At 64.8% G+C, this 22,450-nt stretch carries 18 protein-coding genes; 5 read left to right on the forward strand and 13 right to left on the reverse strand.

Features of this window, described 5'->3' with window-relative positions:
- Positions 1 to 63: 63 nt before the first annotated feature.
- The 4 genes from CE_RS03735 to CE_RS03750 are packed head-to-tail and all read right to left on the reverse strand — an operon-like array spanning position 64 to position 5,254.
- Entirely contained in the window at positions 64 to 2,310 is a 2,247-nt protein-coding gene (locus tag CE_RS03735) for a 3-hydroxyacyl-CoA dehydrogenase/enoyl-CoA hydratase family protein (protein WP_006769599.1), read from the reverse strand.
- Positions 2,311 to 2,343: 33 nt separating this feature from the next.
- Positions 2,344 to 3,576 carry an acyl-CoA dehydrogenase family protein gene (locus CE_RS03740; protein WP_006769598.1) on the reverse strand — a complete coding sequence of 411 codons (1,233 nt, stop codon included), beginning with the start codon at positions 3,574 to 3,576 and terminating at the stop codon, positions 2,344 to 2,346.
- 39 nt (positions 3,577 to 3,615) lie between these two features.
- The gene (locus CE_RS03745) at positions 3,616 to 4,032 is read right to left on the reverse strand and encodes an acyl-CoA thioesterase (RefSeq protein WP_006769597.1); all 417 of its coding nucleotides are present in this window, start codon (positions 4,030 to 4,032) and stop codon (positions 3,616 to 3,618) included.
- A 7-nt stretch (positions 4,033 to 4,039) separates the two neighbouring features.
- Complete coding sequence (locus tag CE_RS03750; protein WP_143758412.1) at positions 4,040 to 5,254, reverse strand: CaiB/BaiF CoA transferase family protein; 1,215 nt, start codon at positions 5,252 to 5,254, stop codon at positions 4,040 to 4,042.
- 148 nt (positions 5,255 to 5,402) lie between these two features.
- Here CE_RS03750 and CE_RS03755 point away from each other — a divergent pair, with 148 nt between their 5' ends.
- Positions 5,403 to 6,341 carry a LysR substrate-binding domain-containing protein gene (locus CE_RS03755; protein WP_006769595.1) on the forward strand — a complete coding sequence of 313 codons (939 nt, stop codon included), beginning with the start codon at positions 5,403 to 5,405 and terminating at the stop codon, positions 6,339 to 6,341.
- A 30-nt stretch (positions 6,342 to 6,371) separates the two neighbouring features.
- On the opposite strand, the gene CE_RS03760 is transcribed toward CE_RS03755, so the two are convergent.
- A complete protein-coding gene (locus CE_RS03760) occupies positions 6,372 to 8,525 on the reverse strand; it encodes a TRAP transporter permease (protein WP_011075119.1) in 2,154 nt (717 codons plus the stop codon).
- A gap of 17 nt (positions 8,526 to 8,542) precedes the next feature.
- A complete protein-coding gene (locus CE_RS03765) occupies positions 8,543 to 9,724 on the reverse strand; it encodes a TAXI family TRAP transporter solute-binding subunit (protein ID WP_011075120.1) in 1,182 nt (393 codons plus the stop codon).
- A gap of 311 nt (positions 9,725 to 10,035) precedes the next feature.
- Between CE_RS03765 and CE_RS03770 the strand changes: the two genes are divergently transcribed.
- Positions 10,036 to 11,298, forward strand: a complete 1,263-nt coding sequence (locus CE_RS03770) for an acyl-CoA dehydrogenase family protein (protein ID WP_006769591.1) — start codon at positions 10,036 to 10,038, stop codon at positions 11,296 to 11,298.
- A gap of 40 nt (positions 11,299 to 11,338) precedes the next feature.
- Entirely contained in the window at positions 11,339 to 12,439 is a 1,101-nt protein-coding gene (locus CE_RS03775; protein ID WP_006769590.1) for an MFS transporter, read from the forward strand.
- Between the two features lie 60 nt (positions 12,440 to 12,499).
- On the opposite strand, the gene CE_RS03780 is transcribed toward CE_RS03775, so the two are convergent.
- On the reverse strand, positions 12,500 to 13,708 hold the full coding sequence (locus CE_RS03780; RefSeq protein ID WP_006769589.1) for an acetyl-CoA C-acetyltransferase: 1,209 nt from the start codon (positions 13,706 to 13,708) through the stop codon (positions 12,500 to 12,502).
- A 145-nt stretch (positions 13,709 to 13,853) separates the two neighbouring features.
- Positions 13,854 to 14,270 carry a DUF3151 domain-containing protein gene (locus CE_RS03785; RefSeq protein ID WP_006769588.1) on the reverse strand — a complete coding sequence of 139 codons (417 nt, stop codon included), beginning with the start codon at positions 14,268 to 14,270 and terminating at the stop codon, positions 13,854 to 13,856.
- A gap of 73 nt (positions 14,271 to 14,343) precedes the next feature.
- Here CE_RS03785 and CE_RS03790 point away from each other — a divergent pair, with 73 nt between their 5' ends.
- Positions 14,344 to 16,455 carry an acyltransferase family protein gene (locus CE_RS03790; protein ID WP_006769585.1) on the forward strand — a complete coding sequence of 704 codons (2,112 nt, stop codon included), beginning with the start codon at positions 14,344 to 14,346 and terminating at the stop codon, positions 16,453 to 16,455.
- Here the strand turns inward: CE_RS03790 and CE_RS03795 are convergent.
- From CE_RS03795 to CE_RS03815, 5 genes are all read right to left on the reverse strand, one after another.
- On the reverse strand, positions 16,452 to 17,300 hold the full coding sequence (locus CE_RS03795) for an endonuclease/exonuclease/phosphatase family protein (RefSeq protein ID WP_006769584.1): 849 nt from the start codon (positions 17,298 to 17,300) through the stop codon (positions 16,452 to 16,454). The genes CE_RS03790 and CE_RS03795 overlap by 4 nt on opposite strands.
- Entirely contained in the window at positions 17,300 to 17,893 is a 594-nt protein-coding gene (locus CE_RS03800; protein ID WP_006769583.1) for a Maf family protein, read from the reverse strand. Before CE_RS03800 ends, CE_RS03795 begins: the two co-directional genes overlap by 1 nt.
- Positions 17,894 to 17,975: 82 nt before the next feature.
- Positions 17,976 to 18,215 carry an acyl-CoA carboxylase subunit epsilon gene (locus CE_RS03805; RefSeq protein ID WP_006769582.1) on the reverse strand — a complete coding sequence of 80 codons (240 nt, stop codon included), beginning with the start codon at positions 18,213 to 18,215 and terminating at the stop codon, positions 17,976 to 17,978.
- A 75-nt stretch (positions 18,216 to 18,290) separates the two neighbouring features.
- Positions 18,291 to 19,904, reverse strand: coding sequence for an acyl-CoA carboxylase subunit beta (locus tag CE_RS03810; RefSeq protein ID WP_006769581.1), 1,614 nt, complete (start codon positions 19,902 to 19,904; stop codon positions 18,291 to 18,293).
- 491 nt (positions 19,905 to 20,395) lie between these two features.
- Complete coding sequence (locus CE_RS03815; RefSeq protein WP_006769580.1) at positions 20,396 to 22,027, reverse strand: acyl-CoA carboxylase subunit beta; 1,632 nt, start codon at positions 22,025 to 22,027, stop codon at positions 20,396 to 20,398.
- Between the two features lie 101 nt (positions 22,028 to 22,128).
- Here CE_RS03815 and CE_RS14790 point away from each other — a divergent pair, with 101 nt between their 5' ends.
- On the forward strand, positions 22,129 to 22,446 hold the full coding sequence (locus CE_RS14790; RefSeq protein ID WP_006769579.1) for a hypothetical protein: 318 nt from the start codon (positions 22,129 to 22,131) through the stop codon (positions 22,444 to 22,446).
- Positions 22,447 to 22,450: the final 4 nt, after the last annotated feature.

The following is a 22,450-nucleotide window of genomic DNA, read 5'->3' on the forward strand; positions in this document are numbered from 1 at the left end:
CCCCCGGCGCGGGATGAACCCGGGCCGGGGGTGGTGGTGTGTCAGGCCGCCGGTGTGCCCGGCTCAGTTCCGCAGTGGTTTCCTGGCCTTGGCCATGTGGGCGGTGCGGGCGACATTCGACGGCAGGATGATCACCTCACCGGCGGTGGTGGCCTCCCTGGATCCCAGTTCCTCCGCGGTGAGGATTTCGCGGTCGGGTGAGGTCAGCAGGTTCTTCAGTGCCTCGGCGATGATCAGGTCATTGTCGGTGAAGTCCCCGGCCGGTGTGGTCAGTGTCCCCGGTGCGGCCAGGGTGATGCGGGCTTCGGGTGCCGGGTGGTAATCGTCCATCAGATCCCGTGCCAGGCGGAAGGCCTCCGCCAGGACATGGTCGGTGGACATGATGATCGGATCGTCCATCTGCAGGAGGCCGAAGTCGCGGGCATCAAACGCGGAGGGGAAGGGCTGGGCGTCCATGAACAACTGGAACGCCCGGTTCACCGGGTTGGGTTTGCCGGCCCGGGTGAGGCGGTCGATGGTGCGGGCCGTACCACCCCAGGCCGGGATCAGTCCCACGGTGCGTTCGGGGAAACCGATACGGCTCTCGGCGTGGAGGACGGCGGCATCGCAGTGCAGGAGCAGTTCGGCACCACCGCCGAGAGCCACACCCCGGACCGCGGCCACCACGGGGAACTCTGCGTGCAGGAGGGTTTCGAAGGATTCCCGGCCGATGCGGAACAGATCCGCGGCGGTGTGGGCGTCACCGTCGGCGGCGGCCCCGGCCAGGGTGGACAGATCGGCGCCGGCGCAGAAGGCCCGGGCCTCGTCATTGCCGATCACCAGGGCCCTGATGCCGCGTGCGGCACCCTCCCGGCCGGTCATGGCGATCAGCTCGAGGGCATCCCGGGTGCATGAGTTCAGGGGCGTGGCCAGGTCGAGCAGCGCCACACCATCCTCCAGGAGGGTGACGGTGCCACCGTCGGTGGAGAAGATCACCGTGCCCTGCTTCTTCACCTGAGCTGCGGTGAGCACGCCCTCGCGGTCCCGGGTGGCAACCGGCTCGCCGTCGGTGGTGAGGGTGGTGCCGGTTGCGGGGTAGAAGCCACCGCGGTCAATCGCGGTGGTGAGCAGGGCTGGAACGCGATCGGTGCCCTGGGTCTCCAGCAGCTCCCGGAGGGTGTCCAGCCCGATGTCATCGGCCAGCGCGAACGGGCCCTTCTTCCAGCCGTAACCCAGCTGCATGGCCAGGTCGATCTCCTCCACGGTTCCGGCGATCTCCGCGGCGGTGTCACAGCAGTATGTCAGCAGCGTGAGGAAGGTATCCCGGGCGAAGCGGCCACCGGGGCTGTCGGTGGTGATGACTCCCGCTGCGGTGCGCTGTTCCAGGGCGGGGTCGGGGAAGGAGATGGCGTTGCGGTAGTCGAAGCCCGGGGTGACCACCTCGTCGCGGCCCCGGTAGAACCCGGAGGGGCCGGTGCGCCCGGTCCATCCGCGTTCCAGCAGCCCGGTGAACAGGGGGTGGTCGGTGATGGTGAAGCGGTGGTAGGCATCATCGACGGGCAGGGCGGTGGTCAGGCCACCCCAGATGCCGGGTACGAGCTGGAGTCCGATGTAGTCGAAGAGTCCGAAGATACCGGTGCGGGGTACCCCGAAGGGACGACCGAACAGGGCGTCGGCCAGCTCGATGGGGATGTTGTTGTCCAGGGCGTGCCGGGCACCGGCGGCCATCCACAGGTTGCCGATGCGGTTGGCGATGAATCCCGGGGTGTCGCGGCAGTGCAGCACCACCTTGCCCAGCTGCTGTTCGATGATCCGGGTCAGGTCGGTGGCGGTCTTCGGGGTGGTGTCGGGGCCGGTGACCAGTTCCACCAACCGCATCGTGGTGGGCGGGTTGAAGAAGTGCACGATGGCGAAATCCAGGCGCATCGGGGTGCCCATGACCTCGGTCAGCTGGGCCAGGGGGATGGTGGAGGTGTTGGAGGAGACCAGGGAACCGGGGGAGCGGTGCTCCTCGATGAGGCGGAAGGTGTCGTGTTTGACCGTGAGGTCCTCGAAGACGGCCTCGATGATCCAGTCGGCCCGGGTCAGGGCTGCGGTGTCATCGACGATGTTGCCGGTCTGGATGCGGGAGGAGAACTCGGGGCGGTAGAAGGCCCCGCGCTGGATCTGGCGTTCCAGACCGCTCTCCGCCAGGCGGTTGGGGTCCTCCGGATCACCGGAGTGCCGGTCGAGGAGGGTGACGGTGATGCCGGCGTTGGCCAGCAGGGTGGCGATACCCGCGCCCATGGAGCCTGCGCCGATGACCACGGCCTGGTTGATCTGGGAAGTCATGATGTGTCCTTTCGGTACCAAAGGGGCGGGTGTTTATCGCTTCTTGGTGGTGAATGCGGAGATGCCGGTGATCTCCCGGCCGACCAGCAGGGCCTGGATGGAATCGGTGCCCTCGTAGGTGGACACCACCTCCATGTCGGTCAGGTGCCGGGCGATGTGGTTTTCCAGGAGCAGACCGTTGCCACCGAACATGTCACGGGCCTCGCGGCAGGCGGCCAGCGCCTTGCGGGAGGTGACCATCTTGATCATGGCGGCCATGGACCCGGTGAACTCACCGCGTTCCTGCAGCTGGGCCATGCGGGTACACAGCAGCTGCATCTGGGTGACATCGGAGAGCATGGTGGCCAGTTTCTCCTGCACCAGCTGGTACCCGGCGATGGGGGCACCGAACTGCTCCCGGCTCAGCGCATACTGGGAGGCCAGCTCGAAGGCTGCCATCCCGTGGCCGACGGCCTCCCAGGACGCCCCACCGCGGGTGGCGGAGAGTACCCGGTTCACCCCGGCGAAGGACTCGCAGTTCTCCAGGCGGTTCTCCACAGGTACCCGCAGGTTGTCAATGACGATGTCGCCCTGCAGGATGGCACGCTTGCCCACCTTTCCGGTGATCACCTCCGGCTGGTAACCCTCCGGGTAGGTGCCGTCCTCGTTCTTCTCCACCACGAAGGCCTTGACGTTGCCGTCGGCCTCATCGCGGGCGAAGACCACGATGACATCGGCGGCATGTCCGTTGCCGATCCAGCGCTTGTGTCCGTTGAGCACCCAGTGGTCACCCTCGCGCCGGGCGGAGGTCTCCAGTGCCACCGAATCGGAACCGTGGTTGGGTTCGGTCAGGGCGAAGGCACCGATCTTCTTCAGCTTCGCCATGTCCGGCAGCCACCGCTGGCGCTGCTCCTCATTACCCAGGGTGTAGATCGCACCCATGCCCAGGTTGGAGTGGACACCGAAGAAGGTGTTCACCGAACCGTCGATACGCCCCAGTTCACGGGCGACGATCCCGGCGGCCTGACGCGACAGACCGGGGCACCCGTAGCCCTGGATGAACGTGCCCACAATGCCCAGGTCCGCCAGTGGTTCCAGGACCTCCATGGGGAACTCGGCACGCTCCCAGTACTCATTGATGATGGGCAGGATATGTTCCTGCCCGAAGGCGCGGATGCGGTCACGCAGGGCGATGTCCTCGGCGGACAGGTCCGAATCCAGGAGTAGGAAGTCGGGGTGCTCGGTGACAGGTGGAACGGTGGCAGGGGACAGGGTCGGTGCGCTCATGATTATTCTCCGGTTGTGGGGGTGGGATTCTCGGGGTAGCTAGAGGTAGGCGGGTTGTTGCTGTTCGAGCTGGGCACGCAGCTCAGGCGAGATCGGGGTCGGTGTGCGGGTCTCCGGGTCGAGGACGACGATGACGGCCTCGCTGTACACGCAGGGCCGGTCATTCTGGACCAGTTCATGGCAGACGGTGTAGGAGGTGGTGCCCAGGCGGGAGATCCACACGCGGGCGGTGACTGTGCCGTAGCTGAGTTCTTCGTCGTAAAGCGTGTTCACGGCGCGCACCACCCGTGGGGTGGTGGCGGACGGGGAGGTGCCGGACCACGACAGGACGGCGCGGACTCGGGCCTCCTCGACGAGGGTGATCACCTGGGCGTTATTGACATGACCGTTGAGGTCCTGATCGGACCAGCGCACATCGAGGTCAGTGCTGAAACAGTTGGCGGGTGCACGGGACATGTTGGTGTTACACCTCCACTCGGGAGAGACGGACTGCGGCGGCGGTGGTGGGGGCGGTGTTGGCCAGCCAGGTGCGCACCGCCTCCCCGTCCTGATCCAGTGCCGGCGGGGCCTTGTGGTAGCTCACCTCGCTGCGGCTGAAGGAGATCGGGTTCTTGATCAGGGGGACCGCTGCCTCACCGTCACCGACCTCCACGACGGTCTCCAGCCCGAGTTTCTGGGCGAAGCGCACACCCTCCCCAACGGTGAGAATGGGGGCGGAGGGGACATTGATGGACTGGAAGGCCTCGAACCACTCATCGGCGGTCCGGGAGGCCAGCGCCTGCGTGATCAACGGTTCCAGGGTGGTGCGGTTGAGATTGCGGCCCCGCATGGTGGAGTAGCGCGGATCATCGGCCAGCTCAGGCAGACCCAGCAGCGTCACCAGGCGGGTGAACTGGGAGTCATTGCCCACGCAGATGACCACCTCGCGGTCGGCGGCCATGAACGGGCCATAGGGGTAGAGGCTGGGGTGCTCATTGCCCATGCGCATCGGCTCGTTCCCACAGGCGGCGTACCCGGTGGACTGGTTGACCAGGCTGGACTGGGCGGACGACAACAGATCAAGCACGATGTGCTGGCCCAGACCGGAGACCGTGCGCTCACGCAGGGCGGCGAGGATACCGATGACGGCGTGCATACCCGTTACCACATCGAAGATGGCCACACCCGTGCGCTGCGGGGGACCGTGTTGGCTGCCGGTGACGTGCATGAGACCGGACATCGCCTGGACCAGCAGGTCATAACCCGGCATGTGGGCGCCGCCCTCAAGGCCGAAACCGGTGATGGAGGCATGCACCAGGTGCGGCCAGCGACGCGCGACGGACTCCGGATCCAGGCCGTACTGGGCCAGACCGCCCGGCTTGAAATTCTCCACGAAGACATCGGCGCGGTCGATGATGTCATAGGCGGTCTCGAGATCCACCGGATCCTTCAGATCCAGCACCACCGAATCCTTGTTGCGGTTGACCGAGAGGTAGTAGGTGCCCACCCCGTCGCGCGCCGGGGGGACCCAGGCGCGGGTGTCATCCCCGTTGGGGGCTTCCACCTTGATCACGGTGGCGCCCAGATCCGCGAGCAGCATGGTGCCGTAGGGGCCGGCGAGCACGCGGGAGAAGTCTGCAACGACTATGCCCTCGAGGGGGCCGTGCCCGGTGCGGACGGGCCTGTCCTGGATTGTCATGTGATCGACCTCTTCCATTTGGCTTTTAGCGACATGACTCATAAAAGCATCGACATTGCGCGCTGTCCAATACTTAATGCTAGGGTCATTGATACTTGTTAGTACATAATCATCTGGGTGTATTCATGCAGGTAGGAGGCGTTTTGTCGTGGAAGTTGAACAGGCGAGGGCATTCCTCGCGGTAGCGGAGGAGCTCCACTTCGGGCGGGCCGCCGATCGGCTCCGAATCGCCCAGCCGCCGCTGAGCCGGATCATCAAGAAACTGGAACAGAGCCTCAAGGCCGAACTGTTCATCCGCAGCACCCGCAGCGTCGAGCTCACCGCCGCCGGCGCCGCCCTGGTCGAACCCGCCAAGAAGCTTGTCGATGCCTCCGAGGCCGCCCGTCGCACCGTCCACGAGGCCGTCCACGGCGAGATCGGGGTGGTGAAACTCGGCTTCGCCGGCGCCTCGGTCCATCAGAGCATCGGCGACCTGGTCCGCCGCGTGAAGAAGGAATGCCCCCGGATCACCCTCGAGCTGGAATCCTCCCAGTTCGCCCACGTCGGGCTACAGCGGGTGCTCGACGGCACCCTCGATGCGGTAATCGGCCGCTGGGATTTCCTGCCCACCGAGATCGACTCGCTCGTGGTCGGGGTCGAGGAACTGCTCGTGGCCGTGCCCTCCACCCACCGGTTGGCCGACCGCTCCGAGGTGTCCTTCCGCGAACTGGCCGGCGAGGACTGGATCGTGCTGCCCAGTGGTTTCGGCTCAGCCCTGTATAGCCGGATGAGTTCCCTGAGCATGTCGGCAGGCTTCATCCCCAACGTGATCTACACCGCCCCGGATTCCTCCACCCTCATGGTCCTCGTGGGCGCGGAGATGGGCTGCACCCTCACCCTGGACTCGGTGCGCAACTATGTCCAGGGGGAGAACGTGACCTTCCTGCCCATCGTGGCCACGAATAAACATCTGGATGTCCGCCTGATCTGGGACCGCTCAAACACGAATCCGGCGCTGCAGTCTGTTCTCGAGACTGCGCGCCGGACCTTCGCTGCGTTCGCCTCCCCGGATGGGAAGGCCGGATCATCCACCGCATCCCCGCGCTGACGATCAGCGTCGGGGATGCCGGTCAGGTGATCAACCCCTGTTGTCGGGGTAGTTTTCGGTGGTGGGGGTTGGGGTGATGGTGGGGGTTACCTGATCGGATGCGACGACCGGGGTCATCGGGGTGGTGTCCACCCGGTTGAGCACGACATCCTCGGCGGAGGTGTGTGCCCGGTGACGTCGTTTCAACACCAGTGCCAGCACGGCGACCGCCACGATGATGGCCAGACCGGACAGGGTGATCGACCACTGCGGCAGGAATACCATGAAACCACCGATACCGAGGGCAACCCGGAGGACGAGGTTCACCCGTGCCTCGATGAACTGGAGGTAGCCGGAGAAAGTTGCGGAGATCGCGAACACCGCGACGATGGAGGCCAGTCCGGACGTGATGATGTTCGGCAGGGAATCCTGGGCGACCAGTGCGGGGTTGAGGACGAAACCGAACGGGACAACATATTTCACGGCACCGAAGCGCATGGCCTCGAAACTGGTGGCCATCGGTGAGGCCTTGGAGATGCCCGCCGCAGCGAAGGCGGCCAGTCCCACCGGGGGCGTGATGTAAGAGATGGATGCCCAGTAGATGATGAACAGATGGGCTGCGATGGGGTTGACATCCATGGCGATGATGGCCGGGACCATGACGATGGCCAGGAAGACATACGCCGCAGAGATGGTCAGGCCCATGCCGAGGATGAAGCAGGCCAAGGCTGCGGCGATGAGCAGGAGGATGAGGTTTCCGCCCACCAGCATCAGTAGGTCGCGGGACAGGGAGAGGGCCACGCCGGTGGAGGAGAGACCACCCAGGATCAGCCCCACACCGGCAATGATGGCGATGATCTGACCCAGTGACTTGCCGGCATCCAGCATCATCTCGAACAGTTCCTTGAACCCGAACTTGACGGATGGGCGCACCAGTGCGATGCCGAGCAGCAGGGCCACGATATAGAAGGGCACCTGGGCCTCGGACGGCATGGTCAGCAGCATGCCGGTGAGGATGCCCAGGGCGATCACATAGGGCCACCCGTCACGCAGGGCCTGGCTGACGCGGGGCAGCAGCTTCCTGTCCTCACCATGGAGGTTGCGGAGGGCGGCGTAACCGTCCACCTGCAGGAAGATGCCTATGAAGTACAGTGCCGCAGGGATTGTCGCGGCGATGATGATCTCGGTATACGGGATGCCCAGAAAAGACACCATGAGGAAGGCCGCGGTACCCATGATCGGTGGGGTGATGGAACCACCGGAGGAGGCGGTGGCCTCGATCGCGCCGGCAGTCTTCGGCGTGAAACCGGATCGGATCATCGCGGGTATGGTCATGGGGCCCGTGGTCAACACGTTGGAGACCGCGGAACCGGACATCATACCCATCGATGCGGAACTGGCCACCGAGACCTTGGCGGAACCACCACGGTATCTGCCGAAGATGGCGCGGGAAAGATCATTGAAGAACTCCGCACCGCCGGTGTGCTGGAGGGTCACACCGAAGAGCATGAAACCGACGAGGATGGTGGCCGCGGTCTGCAGGGGGAGCCCGTGGATGGATTCGGTGCCCATGACATGCACCTGGGCCAGGGTGACCGGGTCATAGGAGATGCCCTGCAGGAAACCGACGGGGATGATGTCGGCGAACATCGGGTAGATGGACACAGCCAGCGCGAGACCGGCGACGATGGGACCGGCGCACCGGCGCAGGATCTCCAGGACGGCCACCCAGTAGAACACGCTGAGCACCTGGGCGGTGACCGGGGCGATCATCGTCCATCCGTACTCGGAGATCTCCGGGCCGCTGGAACTGAGCCAGAGTGCGGCACCGATGAACAACACCCCCAGGAGGACGTCGTACCAGGGGACTCCCACCTTGTTGGTGTCGGCGGAGGATTTCCGGGCGGGGTAGACGATGAAGATGATCGGCAGGAAACAGGCGGAGATAAGGAACAGGAAGGAGTTGGTGGGAAGATTGAGCCCGAAGAGTTCCCAGAAGAAGACCTGATTCATGGTCCCTCCGATGCCCAGCACCGCCAGGGCGACCACCACTGATTTCCAGAAGGTGGTCAGCCGGGGATTCGGCTTGTCGGGGGCGACGATGAGTTTGTCGGTGGTGGTTCCGGGGGAGGGTTCAGTTGCCATTGTTATGGGTGCCACTGTGGTGGAGGAGTTGGTCGTGTCCTCATTGATGCTGATGGTCATGATCGTTCCTTAAGGCCTTAGGTGGTTGTCTCTACGTCGGTGACTTCGGGCAGGGCGGGGAGGTTCTCGCGTTTCCATTCGACCCAGAGCTCCCGGGCGTTGTCCTTGTCACGGTTTTCCTTCCAGAAGATCGGCCATTGCTTCTGCATGGCCTTCTCACGTTCAAGCAGGGCGTCCTGCCGGCGTTGGAGTCCGGGTGTCCATCGGCCGATCTCCTTGAAGAATTCGATTGATCCCTCGTGGAAGGGCACGGTCATGGGAACCAGCATCACGCTGTCAGGGGTGAAATTTTCCATGTCCGGGGTGTCATTGAGGTGACCGTCAATGTTGTTGCGCAGCAGGTCGAGGATGGCCTTGACCTCGTCCCTGGGGCGGTCCTCCAAGGCGATGATTGGGAGGGAGTAGCGCATGTTCACGCAGCTCTCACCGGGTTTCATGCCCACACCGTCCTGGAATTCCCCCGGGATCGACATCGGGGAAAGCTCCTCCCAGAACTTGTACTGCTCCGGAGTGCCCCCGCTAAGGTCGAGCCAGCGGATCGGATACTGGGAGTTCAGTTCCTCGATGGTGCCACCGACGACGTTCTGGTACATCACATCCAGGTGGCCGGTCTTCATGGCCTCGGCCTGTTCGGAGTAGGCGATGTCCACCATCTCCACGTCATCGGTGGTGAGCCCGCCCAGGGCGAGGGCGACTTCGAGTTTGCGGTTCATTGAGGTGGAGGAGATCAGGCGGGGATAGCGCTTGCCCTTGATGTCGGCCACCGTCTCAATGCCGGAATCCCTGCGGGTGAGGATGCCGTAGTTTCCAGGCGGGGTCCAGACCAGGCGGATGGGGGTGGGGCCCCAGTTCTCCGAGGTGTATTCGTCATTGCCCTCGAAGGCGTAGTAGTACTCATCGCCTACACGGCCGTACTGGGCGGTGCCGTTGATCACGGGGCCGAGGCGGCCGATGCCGGTGTTGTCGGTCATGAGCCTGACGCGGGTACCGCCGTTGGCGGAGACCATGTTGGCCAGCGCCGCCAGGTCATTGTAGGTGCCGGTTCCGGTGGGGTAGGTGGCCCAGACCGAGATGGCCGGCAGTCCTCCGCCTACTGGTGCCGCCTGCTGCGGGGTTCGGGCACAGCTGGAGAGCACGGTGAGCATGCCGAGGGCTCCGATTCCCTTGAGGAAGTTTCGTCGAGAGACTGTGTGTGACATCGGTCGGTTCTCCTGGTGTGGCTGGTGGGCTAAAGGATTGAGATGTGTGGATGGGGTTACCGGATGGAAGGCGTCACCCCGGAATGATATGTGATGCGGGTCATTCTGGTCGGGATATGTGTTTTGGGATATATGTGTGGCAAATTAATACCGTTCCGGTAACAATGGCGGACCATTGATAGCGGTAATCAACTTTCCTGGCTCAAATCCGTTGCAACCGCCGGGATTTGGTGTTGATCTTGTGATCACACACACACATTTACCTGATCGACGTTTATGCCACAGTCGATCCCGCCTGCAAGGAGTTTTCCATGACCACGCACCTCGCCGACCAGACCGCCAAACCCACCACGACCACCCCCAAGCACGTCACCGACCTGATGAACATTGAGGGCCTGCTCACCCCGGGGGAAATCGAGGTCCGCGACCGGATCGCCGCGTTCGTCGACCGCCGGATCCGCCCCAACATCGCCGAGTGGTACGACAATGCGGTCCTGCCACGGGAGCTGCTCCCGGAGATGGCCGCGGAGGGCCTCTTCGGCATGCACATCGAGGGTTATGGCTGCGGTGGGCGCACCGCCACGGAATACGGCATCGCCATGCAGGAACTCGAGGCCGGGGATTCCGGTCTGCGCACCGTGGTCTCCGTCCAAGGGTCCCTGGCCATGACCGCCATCGCCAAGCACGGTTCCGAGGAGCAGAAGCAGACCTGGCTGCCCGGGATGGCCAAGGGTGAGATCATCGGATGCTTCGGACTCACCGAACCCACCGCGGGCTCCGACCCGGCTTCCATGGGCACCCGCGCTACCTGGGAGAACGGTGAATGGGTGCTCAACGGTGAGAAGCGCTGGATCGGTCTGGCCAATATCGCCGATGTGGCCATCATCTGGGCCAAGGTCTCCGATGAGGACGCCCGCGCCGCCGGCGTGCTCGCAGGTCCCGGCAGCGACAACGGTGAGAAGGTCCGCGGTTTCATCGTTCCCACCGGCACCGACGGTTTCCACGCCGAGGCGATCACCCAGAAGCTGTCCATGCGCGCCTCCATCCAGTGCGAGATCCACATGGACAATGTGCGACTGGACGGGGATGCGATCCTGCCGAAGAACCCGGGGCTGAAGGGGCCGTTCATGTGCCTGAATGAGGCCCGCTTCGGCATCGCCTGGGGTGCACTGGGCGCTGCCCGCGATTCCATCGAGGCTGCCATCGAGTACTCCAGCACCCGCATGCAATTCGACCGCCCGCTGAGCAGCTTCCAGCTCACCCAGAAGAAACTCGCCGATATGACCGTGGAGCTGAATAAGGGGCAGCTGCTGGCCCTCCAGCTGGGTCGCGCCCATGATGCCGGCACCCTGGAGAACCACCAGATCTCCGTGGGTAAGCTGGCCAACTGCCGCACCGCCATCGAGATCTGCCGTGAGGCCCGCACCATCCTCGGTGGCAATGGCATCTCCCTGGACTACTCACCGCTGCGCCACGCCAACAACCTGGAGTCCGTGCGCACCTATGAGGGCACCGATGAGGTCCACACACTCATCATCGGTCAGAAACTCACCGGTGAGAGCGCGTTCCGTTAGTACCCCTGTGCGGCAGGGTGGGTCCGTGAACAAACTACGCATGAGTGCCATCTATGTCGGTGGCTTCATCGGCCCGTTCTCGGGTCAGGCGATCGCGGTGATCCTGCCCGATGTGGCGGAGACCTTTGATATCTCCCTGGAACAGGCGGCTTTCACCATGGCCGCCTATCTGGTCCCCTTCGCCACGGTGATGCTCGTCTCCACCCGCCTGGTGCGCAATCTGCGGCCCGCGCGGGTGATCATCGCCGCCTATGTGATGACGCTGCTGGGTGCCCTGACCTGCATCCTCACCCCGGTGTGGGGGTTATTCCTGGTGGGGTATGTCATCATGGGCATCTCGAATGCCTTCACGCTGCCGGTGCTGCAGGTGATGTTGCGTCAGATCATCCCACCGGACCGCCTCGGATCCGCCCTGGGGACCTACGCCGCCATGCAGTCCCTGGGGATGCTGTCGGCTCCGCTGGTGGCAGGCGTCTCCACGCTGGTCGGGTGGCAGAACATGTTCCTGGTGGTCTTCCTCGCCGCACTGTGGGTGCTCATCATCCGTACCCCGGACATCCCACCGCCGGGTGATCACCCCGGTGCCGGTGATGTACGGATCAGGTGGTGGCCGGTGATCGCGCACATGATCAGCTGCCTGGGCATCGGGTTCGGTCTCATCGGGATGGGGGTGATCACCTCCCTGTGGGCCGGTGACGCCTTCGGTCTGGATGCCCCCGCCAGGGGAGCGGTGATCATGTGCGGCGGTCTGGCCGCCTTCGTGTTCTCCCGCAGCATCGGACGACTGGCGGATCGGTGGGGTGCCCGGACGGTGCTGCTCACCAGCATCGTGGTCGGCGCCATCGCGCTGCTCATCATCCCGCTCGCCCCCGCGGTCGGCCTGCTCGCCGCGGTCTGGTCGATCACCACCCTGGCGGCCCAGGGCATGCAGATGAGCATCAACCTGTCGGTGCTGCAGTCCCCGGGTGGGACCTCCTTGATCTCCACGGTGCAGGCGTTCCGCTTCTACGGCTCCTCGCTTACCCCGCTGATCCTGCTGCCGATCTACACCACCTCCGCCACCTGGGCGTTCTGGGTTCCGGCCCTGGTGCTCGCCGTGATCCTCCTGCTCCAGGTCTCCACCCGGCCGGTGGATGCGTGACGACGACCAGACCCCGCCCGTATCTCATACGGGCGGGGTCTGGTGTGTGGAGGTAGTTGATCAGCGGGCGAGCAGAAGCGCATCACCCTGGCCGCCGCCACCGCAGATGGACACCGCGGCACGTCCCCCGCCACGCCGGGCGAGTTCATGCGCCGCATGCACCACGATGCGGGCACCGGATGTCCCCACCGGATGTCCAAGGGCGATGGCGCCACCGTGGATGTTGGTGCGCTCGAGGGGGTAGTCCAGCTCACGCAGGGATTCCACGGCCACCGCACCGAAGGCCTCGTTGATCTCCAGGAAGTCCAGGTCCCCGGTGCTCCAGCCTGCGCGTTCCAGGACCGCCCGGGTGGCGCGTGCGGGCTGGGCGTGCAAGAGGGTATCGGGTCCCGCGGTGTTGGCCCACCCCACGATGGTGGCCAGTGGTTCCAGACCGTGCGCCTCGGCGAAGGCCCGGGTGCTCAGCACGGTGGCCGCCGCACCATCGGAGATGGGGGAGGAGTTGCCCGCGGTGATGGAACCATCCGGGGTGAAGGCGGGGCGCAGCCCGGCGAGGCTGTCCACGGTGGTCTCGGGACGGATGCCCTCATCACGGTCGATGGTGATGGTGCCCTTCTTTCGCACCGTCACCTCCACCGGGGTGATCTCGGCATCGAAGGCGCCTTCCTCCCAGGCGGCCGCCGCGCGCTGATGCGATAATGCGGCGACCTCATCCTGTTGCTCACGGGAGATGGTGAACTGGCCATTACCCTCATCGGTGTTGACACCCATCGAACGCTGATCGAAGGCATCGGTGAGTGCGTCGCGCTCCAGGGAATCCACCGCGGTGACGGAACCGTAGGCCACACCCCGGCGGGCACCGGGCAGCAGATGCGGGGCACCGGACATGGACTCCTGCCCACCGGCGACCACCACCTCGGCCTCACCGAGGCGGAGGAGACGTGCTGCGTCGGTGATGGCGCGCAGCCCCGACAGGCACACGCTGTTGACCGTCACCGCTGGGACATCCAGGCCGATACCGGCCTCGACGGCGGCCTGGCGCGCCGGGTTCTGTCCGGCATCCGACTGCACCACCTGGCCCATGATCACCTGGTCCACCTGATCGGGCCGGACACCGGCGGATTCCAGTGCCGCAGCGATGGCACGCCCACCCAGCTGGGTGGCGGTCAGTGTGGAGAGCTGGCCGAGCAGTTTCCCCTGGGGTGTTCGCCGGGCGCCGAGGATGACGATGTCGGATGGGTCATTGGGTGTCTTGGAAGATGTAGTCATGAAAGTGACTCTATTCGCCCCGGGGGTCAGGATGTAGCGCCCGTCACATTGATATCAACGCGGTCTCCGATTGATACCCACCCCGTAAGGAAAAAGCCCGCACGGAACGTGCGGGAGGGGCGGCGGTGGGGCGTCGACAAGCGTGCTAGTTGTCCAGCAGGACCGCCACCGACTCCGGATCGGCGTCCGAGAGCATCTGGCGGCAGCGGTCATATTCGGGGGTTTCACCGATCAGCTGTGCCGCACGGGCCAGCGAGGCGATCGCGCGCAGCACGCCGCGGTTGGGTTCGTGGGCGTAGGGGACCGGGCCCCAACCCTTCCACCCGTTGGCGCGCAGACGGTCGAGGCTGCGGTGGTAACCGGTCCGCGCAAATGCATACGCGGTGATTTTCTCCTCGTCGGTGGTGGCCGCACCGATCGCCTCCTCGGCACGCACAGCCCACACGAGCGGGCTGTCCGGGTGCCGCAGCGCGGTCTGGGTGAGGGTGGGATCCTCCCCCTGGGCGGGATCCTCGGGCAGTTTCACGGGCGGTGGGGCGAGCATGTCATTGATCTGAACCATGCCCACATACTAGCTATTCTGCCGAGTATGGGATGATCGATGGGTTGTGAAGGTTAGAGGAAGAGGTTGTGGAGTGATCAGGGACGTCCGTCATAAGGCCGCACCGTTACCCAGGGTTCCCCGCTCCTCGTACCGGTACGATCTCGATGGTCTCCGTGGCATCGCCATTGCATTCGTGGTGATCTTCCACGTTTTCGTGGGCCGCGTCTCCGGTGGCGTGGATGTGTTCCTATTACTGTCCGGGTATTTCTTCCTCGGATCCCAGCTGCGCTACGCCGACCGTGACAACGCCTCCATCAACCCGTGGTGGCCGTTCTGGCGGACCCTGCGCCGGCTGGTGCCCGCCCTGGTTCTCGTCCTGGGTGTCACCCTCGCGGTGATCCTGGCGTTTGTGCCCAGCCTCCAGCGGATCCACGTGGCCAACCAGGTGGTGGCCAGCCTGTTCTATGTGCAGAACTGGGAACTGGCCAGCCAGGGGGCGGATTACGGGGCGGCCTCCGCCTCGGTCAGCCCGTTCCAGCACCTGTGGTCGATGTCGGTGCAGGGCCAGTTCTACCTGTTCGCCATCGCGCTCGGCATTGCGATCGTGCTCATCAGGCGGTACCGCCCGGAACTCAACTCCATGCAGCTCGCCACCCCGGTGCTGGCGGTGTTGACCTCCGTGTCCTTCTTTGCCGCGATGCTGTGGCACTTCATCGACCAGCCCGTCAACTACTACTCCACCTTCACCCGCTTCTGGGAACTCGGCCTGGGTGCCCTGTTTGTCCTCTACGCACCCCGGGTGATCCTGTCCGCCCGCACCCGGGAGATCCTCGGGTTCGTGGGTCTGTTCATGGTGCTGTCCACCGGGTTGATCATGGACGGTGCCCAGACCTTCCCCGGCCCACCGGCCCTGTACCCACTGATCGGTGCCTGCCTCATCATTCTCGGTGACGGGCGGGTGTCGGTGTTCCTGGCCTCACCGTTCATGCGGTGGCTGGGGGATATCGCCTACCCGCTCTACCTCTGGCACTGGCCGTTGCTCATCGTGGGCCTGGCCTTCTTCGAACTCGACGAGGTGAATGTCCTCTTCGGCACGGCCGTGATCGCGGTGTCGGTGGTGCTGGCGTGGCTGACCAATAAGTATGTGGAGAAGCCCCTCCAGCAGCGCGGTAAGCGTCCGGTGTTCCGGGAGCACCGCACCGCCGCGGCACTGGAGCAGCTGCGCACCGTGCCGGCTGCCCGCTGGCGGGCGGTGGTGGGTGTGGCCATCGTGGTGGTGGCCGCCTCCATGACCACCACGCCACAGATCTTCTACAACCGTGTCCTGGAATCCCAGGACGCCACCCTGGATCCGCGGCTCCACCCCGGTGCGATGGCACTGGCCGGCGTGCCGGTACCTGACGCGGAACCCGCACCCGATCCCTATATCCTGGCCGATACGGTCTCCCCGGCGTGGGCGAAGGGCTGCATGTCGGTGATCGGCGATGATCCCGATGAGCTGCCCCCGGACCGTTATGACCCGGATTTCTGCACCTTCGGTGATCTCTCCGGCGACCGCGAGGTCTATCTGGTGGGTGGCTCGCACGCCGAGCAGTGGATGGCCCCGCTGGATTCCCTGGGCAGGCAACACGGTTTCCGGGTCATCCCGCTGGTGCGTCAGTCGTGCCCGGCCTTCATCGAGGACCTGGATGGGATCTTCTCCGATGAGTGCGCCCGGTTCAACGAGAATGTGGCCCAGCGTCTCGATGAGGTCCGTCCCGACCTGGTGATCTCCAATTCCACGCGTCCCCTCCTGGAGAAGGGCAGTGGTATCGATGAGGTCCCCGCCTCCTATCCCACGCTGTGGGACTTCCTGGAGAACCGCGCCATCCCCTTCCTGGGGCTGCGGGACAATCCCTGGTTCATCCAGGAGGGTGGCGCTCCCTGGATGGTGTCGCAGTGCTACGACGAGGAGCGTGACCTGCGTGCCTGTGGGCTGGAACGGGATCTGTTCTACGCGCCCCAGGATCCGGCCGCAGGCGAGCTGGGGGCCCGACCGGGCATGCTCGCGGTGGACACCTCCAACTGGTTCTGTATCGATGATTTCTGCCCCCCGGTGATCGGCAATATCTACGTCTACCGCGACGGCAACCACATGTCCGATGACTACGCCCTGTCCCTGGCCCCGCTGCTGGGGGAGCAGATCAGGATGGTCCTGCGCTAGGCGATGTCAGACCGGGGGATGACATCCGCCCACACCCCCACATGATCGGTGCCGGACACCCGGAACGCCCCCGAGGCACCACAGCTGGCCTCCGGACGCACCAGGATGTGATCAATCCTGAGCACCGCCGCGAATGACGGCCAGGTGGGTGTCAGCGGTGCACAGTCTCGCAGCCCCAGCGACCGGAACGTCGGGTGGAGGACACCGGCGTTGAAGTCACCGGCCATGATCAGCGGCGCGGTCCCCTCCGTCACGCTGCGCAACTGCTCGAAATCATGGGTCCACAGCTGGATCTGACGCCCGTTGACCGGCGCGACGGTGTGCACACCCACCACCGTCACCCCCTGCTTGTCGACGACCGGTAGCTGGTGCAGTCCGGCCCGCAGCTGCGGGCCCACCGTCGCCGCCTCCCGCATGAGGACCGCCACCCCGGAACCACCGGTCTTGATCGGGGGACCGGTGATGGTCAGCCCGGTGGCTGAGGCCACGGCGGTGGCCTCATCGCGGGTGGTCTCCGCGAGCACCACCACATCGGGGGTGACCGCGGTGATCTCGGCGGACAGCTCATCCGGATCGGTGCGCTGATACTGGGTGTTCATCACCGCCACCCGGATGGCCCCATCCGGGGCGTCGGGCACCGGGCGCAGGTGGGGCACTTCCAGGAACACCAGCAACACCACCACGGCAGCCAGCCGTGTGCGCCACCCGGGCAGGATGAGGAGAACCAGCAGTGCCCCGCCGATCCAGGCGGTTGCCTGGATGGCGATCATGATCGGGTGGATGAACGGGATGATCGGGGTGAGCAGCCACAGGATGGCGATGGATGTGAGGATCCCCCGCAGCATCACTTCGTCCAGAAGTCGCTGGCGTTGAGCCCGAAACTGTAGAGTGCCCGGCGCACCACCGGCAGTGAGAGCCCGATGACCGAGGAGGGATCACCCTCGATGGCGTCGATGAACCACCCACCGAGGGCCTCCAGGGTGAAGGCCCCGGCGCACTGGAGGGGTTCACCGGACCGGGCGTAGGCCTCGATGTCGGTGTCGCTGGCATCGGCGAAGTGGATCGTCGTGCGTGACGCCTCCACCACGCGACGCTCCCCCAGGCAGATGGCATGCCCGGTGATCAGGTGGGCGGTCCGGCCACGCTGCTGCCGCCACCGCTCGATGGTGGCCTCCGGGGTGTGGGGTTTGCCCTGCAGCTGCCCGTCCAGGAGCAGCATGGAATCCCCGCCGATCACCACATCACCGGGGTGCTCCGGGGCGATGGCCTGGGCCTTGGCCAGGGCCAGGCGGGTGACGATCTCATCCGGTTCCGCCCCCGCCAGCTGCGCGATGATCGCATCCTCGTCCACGTGGGCGGGGTGGATCACCGGTTCCACACCGGCCTGCCGGAGGATCATGAGACGGGAGGGGGACTGGGAGGCGAGGACGATCTGCATGAGGACAGAGTCTAGTCATAACGACAAAGGACACCGTGATCCTGTTCGGATCACGGTGTCCCTGGTCCCGGGCGGTGGGACTCTAGTAGAAGCTCACGTTCTGGAAGGCGCTCGGGTTGTAGGTCGCCGGGCGCTGCAGACGCTCCTCCAGGCTGCCCCACCGGTTGCGGTCCCTCTCCACGGTGTCAGCGGAGGCCGCGGCCGCGGAGGCCAACCCCGCGAACAGGACGGTCAGTGCGGCCACCTGGGAATCATCCGGGTTGCCGGACAGCACCTGGAGGACGGGCTTCTGTGGTGCCTCGGGGGTGGTCTCTTCGGACATGGTTCTCCTTCAAGAAAATCTGTGGACAGCTGCGGACAAAGCCTTCTCCGGCGTGGTGCCGGAGGGGAAGACGGTTTACAGCGGGATGTTACCGTGCTTCTTGGCCGGGACGTTGACCACCTTGCGGTCGAGCAGACGCAGACCCTCGATGATCTGACCACGGGTCTCGGATGGTGGGATGACGGCGTCGACGTAGCCACGCTCTGCAGCCATGTACGGGTTGACCAGGGTCTCCTCGTACTCCTGCTCGTACTTCTTCATCAGCGCGGTGACATCCTCGCCGGCCGCTGCAGCCTGCTTGAGCTCCTTGCGGTAGATGAAGCCGACGGCACCGGAGGCACCCATGACGGCGATCTGCGCGGTGGGCCATGCGAAGACGAGGTCCGCACCCATGTCCTTGGAGCCCATCACGCAGTAGGCACCGCCGTAGGACTTGCGGGTGATCACGGTGATCTTGCCGACGGTGGCCTCGGCGTAGGCGTAGAGCAGCTTCGCGCCGCGACGGATGATGCCGTCGAACTCCTGGTTGGTGCCCGGGAGGAAGCCTGGGACGTCGACAAGCTCGATGATCGGGATGTTGAAGGCGTCACAGGTGCGGATGAAGCGGGCGGCCTTCTCGGATGCCTTGATGTCCAGGCAGCCGGCGAACTGCATCGGCTGGTTGGCCACGATACCCACGGCACGACCCTCGACGCGGGCGAAACCGCAGATGATGTTCTCGGCGTAACCCTCCTGGATCTCGAAGAACTCGGCATCATCGACGATGCGGGTGATGACGTCCTTCATGTCGTACGGCTGGTTCGGGGAATCCGGGATCAGGGTGTCGAGTTCGAGGTCGGTCTCGGTGATGTTCTCCTTGATGGAGCCCACCATGATGTCGGCGTCCTGGCGTGGGGTCTCCGCACGGTTGTTGGACGGCAGGTAGCTGACCAGCTCACGGACCCAGTCGAGGGCATCGGAGTCATCGGCTGCGGTGTAGTGCGAGGTGCCGGACTGGGCCATGTGGGTGTAGGCACCACCCAGTTCCTCCTGGGTGACCTCCTCGCCGGTGACGGTCTTGATCACGTCGGGGCCGGTGATGAACATCTTGGAGGTCTTGTCCACCATGATGATGAAGTCGGTCAGGGCGGGGGAGTACACATGGCCACCGGCGCAGGCACCCATGATGAGGGAGATCTGTGGGATGACACCGGATGCCTGGGTGTTGCGGTAGAAGATCTGGGAGTACAGGCCCAGGGAGACAACGCCTTCCTGGATGCGGGCGCCGGCGCCCTCGTTGATGCCGATGAGGGGGACACCGGTCTTGATGGCCAGGTCCATGATCTTGACGATCTTCTCGCCGTAGACCTCACCGAGGGCACCGCCGAAGATAGCGCCGTCCTGGGAGAAGACGCAGACCTTGCGTCCGTCGATGGTGCCGTAACCGGTGACCACACCGTCGGTGACCGGGCGCTTGGAGTCCAGGCCGAAGTTCTTGGAACGGTGGCGGGCGAGGGCATCGACCTCAACGAAGGAGCCCTCATCGAGCAGGTACTCGATGCGCTCGCGTGCGGTCTTCTTCCCTGCCTCGTGCACCTTCTCCACGGAGGCCTGACCCATGGGGGCCTGGGTCTCGGAAAGGCGGGCGCGGAGATCCGCGAGTTTGCCGGCGGTGGTGGTCAGATCAGGTGCTGTCGTTGCTGCAGTCATGGTTTCTTAGTCTAAATCCTGGTGTGAGTTCGTGAGTAATGCGGGGACTTGTTCACGGTGAGGTCCGTCACGCCGGAATCAGGCTGGGCTGGTTCCGATCCCCTGGTGAGGGGACTGTGGCGGCACATGAATTTACGACCGGTTGGGACATCGCGGGGTCCGCGATGCTCACCCTTCGCTAAGGGGAATGCTAGTTCACCAGGCCCCTTATTTCCCAGATTTGCCCGGTCGATCTGCCCACACTTCATCAAAAGTGCAGCGTATGGCCTATGTGACCTCCTCCCCCCCGTGAGGTGGAAAGTGACCCCACCCAGGTGCGACTCAGGGTATGTGGCAGGGTTCAACCAGGGGAGTTGGCGCGGGCGCAGATCACATCCGCAGATCGCATCACAGGGCAGGGGGCCGGGCGTCGGCAGGCGCGGAAAACGCACAGCGCCCGCACCTGCCAGCAAAGGGCCGTGGGTGCGGGCGTAGGGGGTGGTCCCGGGTGCTTACAGTGGCATGTTGCCGTGCTTGCGGGCAGGGCGGGAGACATTCTTGTGCTTGAGCAGACGCAGGTTGCGTGCGATCTGGCCACGGGTCTCGGACGGCAGGATCACCGCGTCGATGAGGCCACGCTCGGCCGCCAGGTACGGGTTGAGCATGTGGTCCTCGTACTCACGCTCGAAGGACTGGGCCAGGGCGACGGTGTCCAGGCCCTTGGCATCAGCGGCCATGAGCTCCTTGCGGTAGATGAACTGGACCGCGCCGGCGGCACCCATGACGGCGATCTGCGCGGTCGGCCAGGCCAGGTTGATGTCTGCGCCCAGACCCTTGGATCCCATGACACAGTACGCACCGCCGTAGGCCTTGCGCATGGTCACGGTGATCTTCGGGACGGTGGCCTCACCGTAGGCGTAGAGCAGTTTGGCGCCACGACGCAGGATGCCGCCGTACTCCTGGCCGGCACCGGGGAGGAAGCCGGGGACGTCGACAAGCATGACGATCGGGATGTTGAAGGCATCGCAGGTGCGGACGAAGCGGGCTGCCTTCTCGGAGGAGTCGATGTCCAGGCAGCCGGCGAACTGGGTCGGCTGGTTGGCGACGAAACCGACGGACTGGCCCTCGATGCGGCCGAAGGCGATGACGACATTCTCGGCTCGGTCGGCCTGGATCTCCAGGTACTCACCGTCGTCGGTCAGGCACTGGATGACGTCGCGGACATCATAGGGCACGGTGGCGGAATCCGGGATGATCTCATCCAGCTTCAGGTCATCGGCGGTGATGTTCTCGGCGATGCCACCGTCCTCCTCGTCGAACTCCTCCACCGGGGCGTAGGAGCGATTGTTGGAGGGCAGGAAGGAGATGAGGTCCTGGACCCAGTCGAGGGCCTCCTCATCGGTGGCGGCGGTGTAGTGGGAGTTGCCGGCGGTGACCATGTGGGTGGTTGCTCCGCCGAGCTCCTCCTGGGTGATCTCCTCGCCGGTGACGGTCTTGATCACATCGGGGCCGGTGACGAACATCTTCGAGGTCTTGTCCACCATGACCACGAAGTCGGTCAGGGCCGGGCCGTAGGCGTTGCCACCGGCGCAGGCACCCATGATCACGGAGATCTGCGGGATCACGCCGGAGGCCTGGATGTTCTGATAGAAGGTCTGGGAGATGAAGTCGAGGGAGACCGCACCGTCCTGGATGCGGGCACCTGCACCCTCGTACAGGCCGATGAGTGGGCGGCCGGTGTCGATGGCCAGCTCCATGATCTTGATCATCTTCTCGCCGTAGACCTCACCGAGTGCGCCACCGAAGACGGTGCCGTCCTGGGAGAAGATGCAGACCTCGCGGCCGTCGATGGTGCCCCAGCCGGTGACGATGCCGTCGGTGGCCGGTCGCTTGTTGCCCAGGCCGAACGCGGTGGTGCGGTGGCGTGCGAGCTGATCGGTTTCGATGAAGGAGCCTTCATCGAGCAGGTAGTCAAGTCGTTCGCGCGCGGTGAGGCGGTTGGCCGCGTGGACCTTCTCTACGGCCTTTTCACCCATGGGGAAGTGGGCTTCCGCCCGGCGGGCCTTCAGGTCGGCGATCTTGCCGGCGGTGGTGTTGATGTCTGGCAGGTTAGCGACGTCAATCAAAGGTGAGGAAATGGTCATGTTTTGGAATGGTAGCCGTACCCGGGGGTATCGTCCACAATCATTTCTCCATGAAATAGGTCACATTCCGGATCCTCCCTGCACAGCGATAGTTTTTCAGCATGAAACTATCCCCACCGTGTCGGAGCAATGCCGTGTCCACGGTGGGGAACCGGGTGCTCGGACGTCACCTGTCGCTGCCCTCCATGGCCGCGCCGCTGCCTGTTCCACAGGTGGATCCCGCCGGTCTGAATGAGATCGGTTTTTCCCGTGTTTCCCGTGGTTTCCGCAGGTATGGGGCATGGGTCCGGGAGGTGGTGGAGCCCGGATCCCGGGGCGAATGTGGTCGGAATGACAGCCCCGGCGGCAGGGGATGTGGGACACGGTTCGCTGCTGATGGACTCCCGATTGAACACCGCTCAGCTGCGGGACTAGATTGACCCC

Origin of the sequence: Corynebacterium efficiens YS-314, assembly GCF_000011305.1 — a bacterium.
Classification (GTDB): Bacteria; Actinomycetota; Actinomycetes; order Mycobacteriales; family Mycobacteriaceae; genus Corynebacterium; species Corynebacterium efficiens.

Excerpts from the sequence above, each read along its gene's own strand:
- CE_RS03795 (WP_006769584.1), bottom strand. The coding sequence starts at position 17,300 with ATGCTGCGGGGGATCCTCACATCCATCGCCATCCTGTGGCTGCTCACC.
- CE_RS03760 (WP_011075119.1), bottom strand. The coding sequence starts at position 8,525 with ATGACCATCAGCATCAATGAGGACACGACCAACTCCTCCACCACAGTG.
- CE_RS03750 (WP_143758412.1), bottom strand. The coding sequence starts at position 5,254 with ATGACAATCCAGGACAGGCCCGTCCGCACCGGGCACGGCCCCCTCGAG.
- CE_RS03745 (WP_006769597.1), bottom strand. The coding sequence starts at position 4,032 with ATGTCCCGTGCACCCGCCAACTGTTTCAGCACTGACCTCGATGTGCGC.
- CE_RS03775 (WP_006769590.1), top strand. The coding sequence starts at position 11,339 with ATGAGTGCCATCTATGTCGGTGGCTTCATCGGCCCGTTCTCGGGTCAG.
- CE_RS03815 (WP_006769580.1), bottom strand. The coding sequence starts at position 22,027 with ATGACCATTTCCTCACCTTTGATTGACGTCGCTAACCTGCCAGACATC.
- CE_RS03770 (WP_006769591.1), top strand. The coding sequence starts at position 10,036 with ATGACCACGCACCTCGCCGACCAGACCGCCAAACCCACCACGACCACC.
- CE_RS14790 (WP_006769579.1), top strand. The coding sequence starts at position 22,129 with ATGAAACTATCCCCACCGTGTCGGAGCAATGCCGTGTCCACGGTGGGG.
- CE_RS03805 (WP_006769582.1), bottom strand. The coding sequence starts at position 18,215 with ATGTCCGAAGAGACCACCCCCGAGGCACCACAGAAGCCCGTCCTCCAG.
- CE_RS03740 (WP_006769598.1), bottom strand. The coding sequence starts at position 3,576 with ATGAGCGCACCGACCCTGTCCCCTGCCACCGTTCCACCTGTCACCGAG.
- CE_RS03810 (WP_006769581.1), bottom strand. The coding sequence starts at position 19,904 with ATGACTGCAGCAACGACAGCACCTGATCTGACCACCACCGCCGGCAAA.
- CE_RS03780 (WP_006769589.1), bottom strand. The coding sequence starts at position 13,708 with ATGACTACATCTTCCAAGACACCCAATGACCCATCCGACATCGTCATC.
- CE_RS03800 (WP_006769583.1), bottom strand. The coding sequence starts at position 17,893 with ATGCAGATCGTCCTCGCCTCCCAGTCCCCCTCCCGTCTCATGATCCTC.
- CE_RS03785 (WP_006769588.1), bottom strand. The coding sequence starts at position 14,270 with ATGGTTCAGATCAATGACATGCTCGCCCCACCGCCCGTGAAACTGCCC.
- CE_RS03735 (WP_006769599.1), bottom strand. The coding sequence starts at position 2,310 with ATGACTTCCCAGATCAACCAGGCCGTGGTCATCGGCGCAGGCTCCATG.
- CE_RS03765 (WP_011075120.1), bottom strand. The coding sequence starts at position 9,724 with ATGTCACACACAGTCTCTCGACGAAACTTCCTCAAGGGAATCGGAGCC.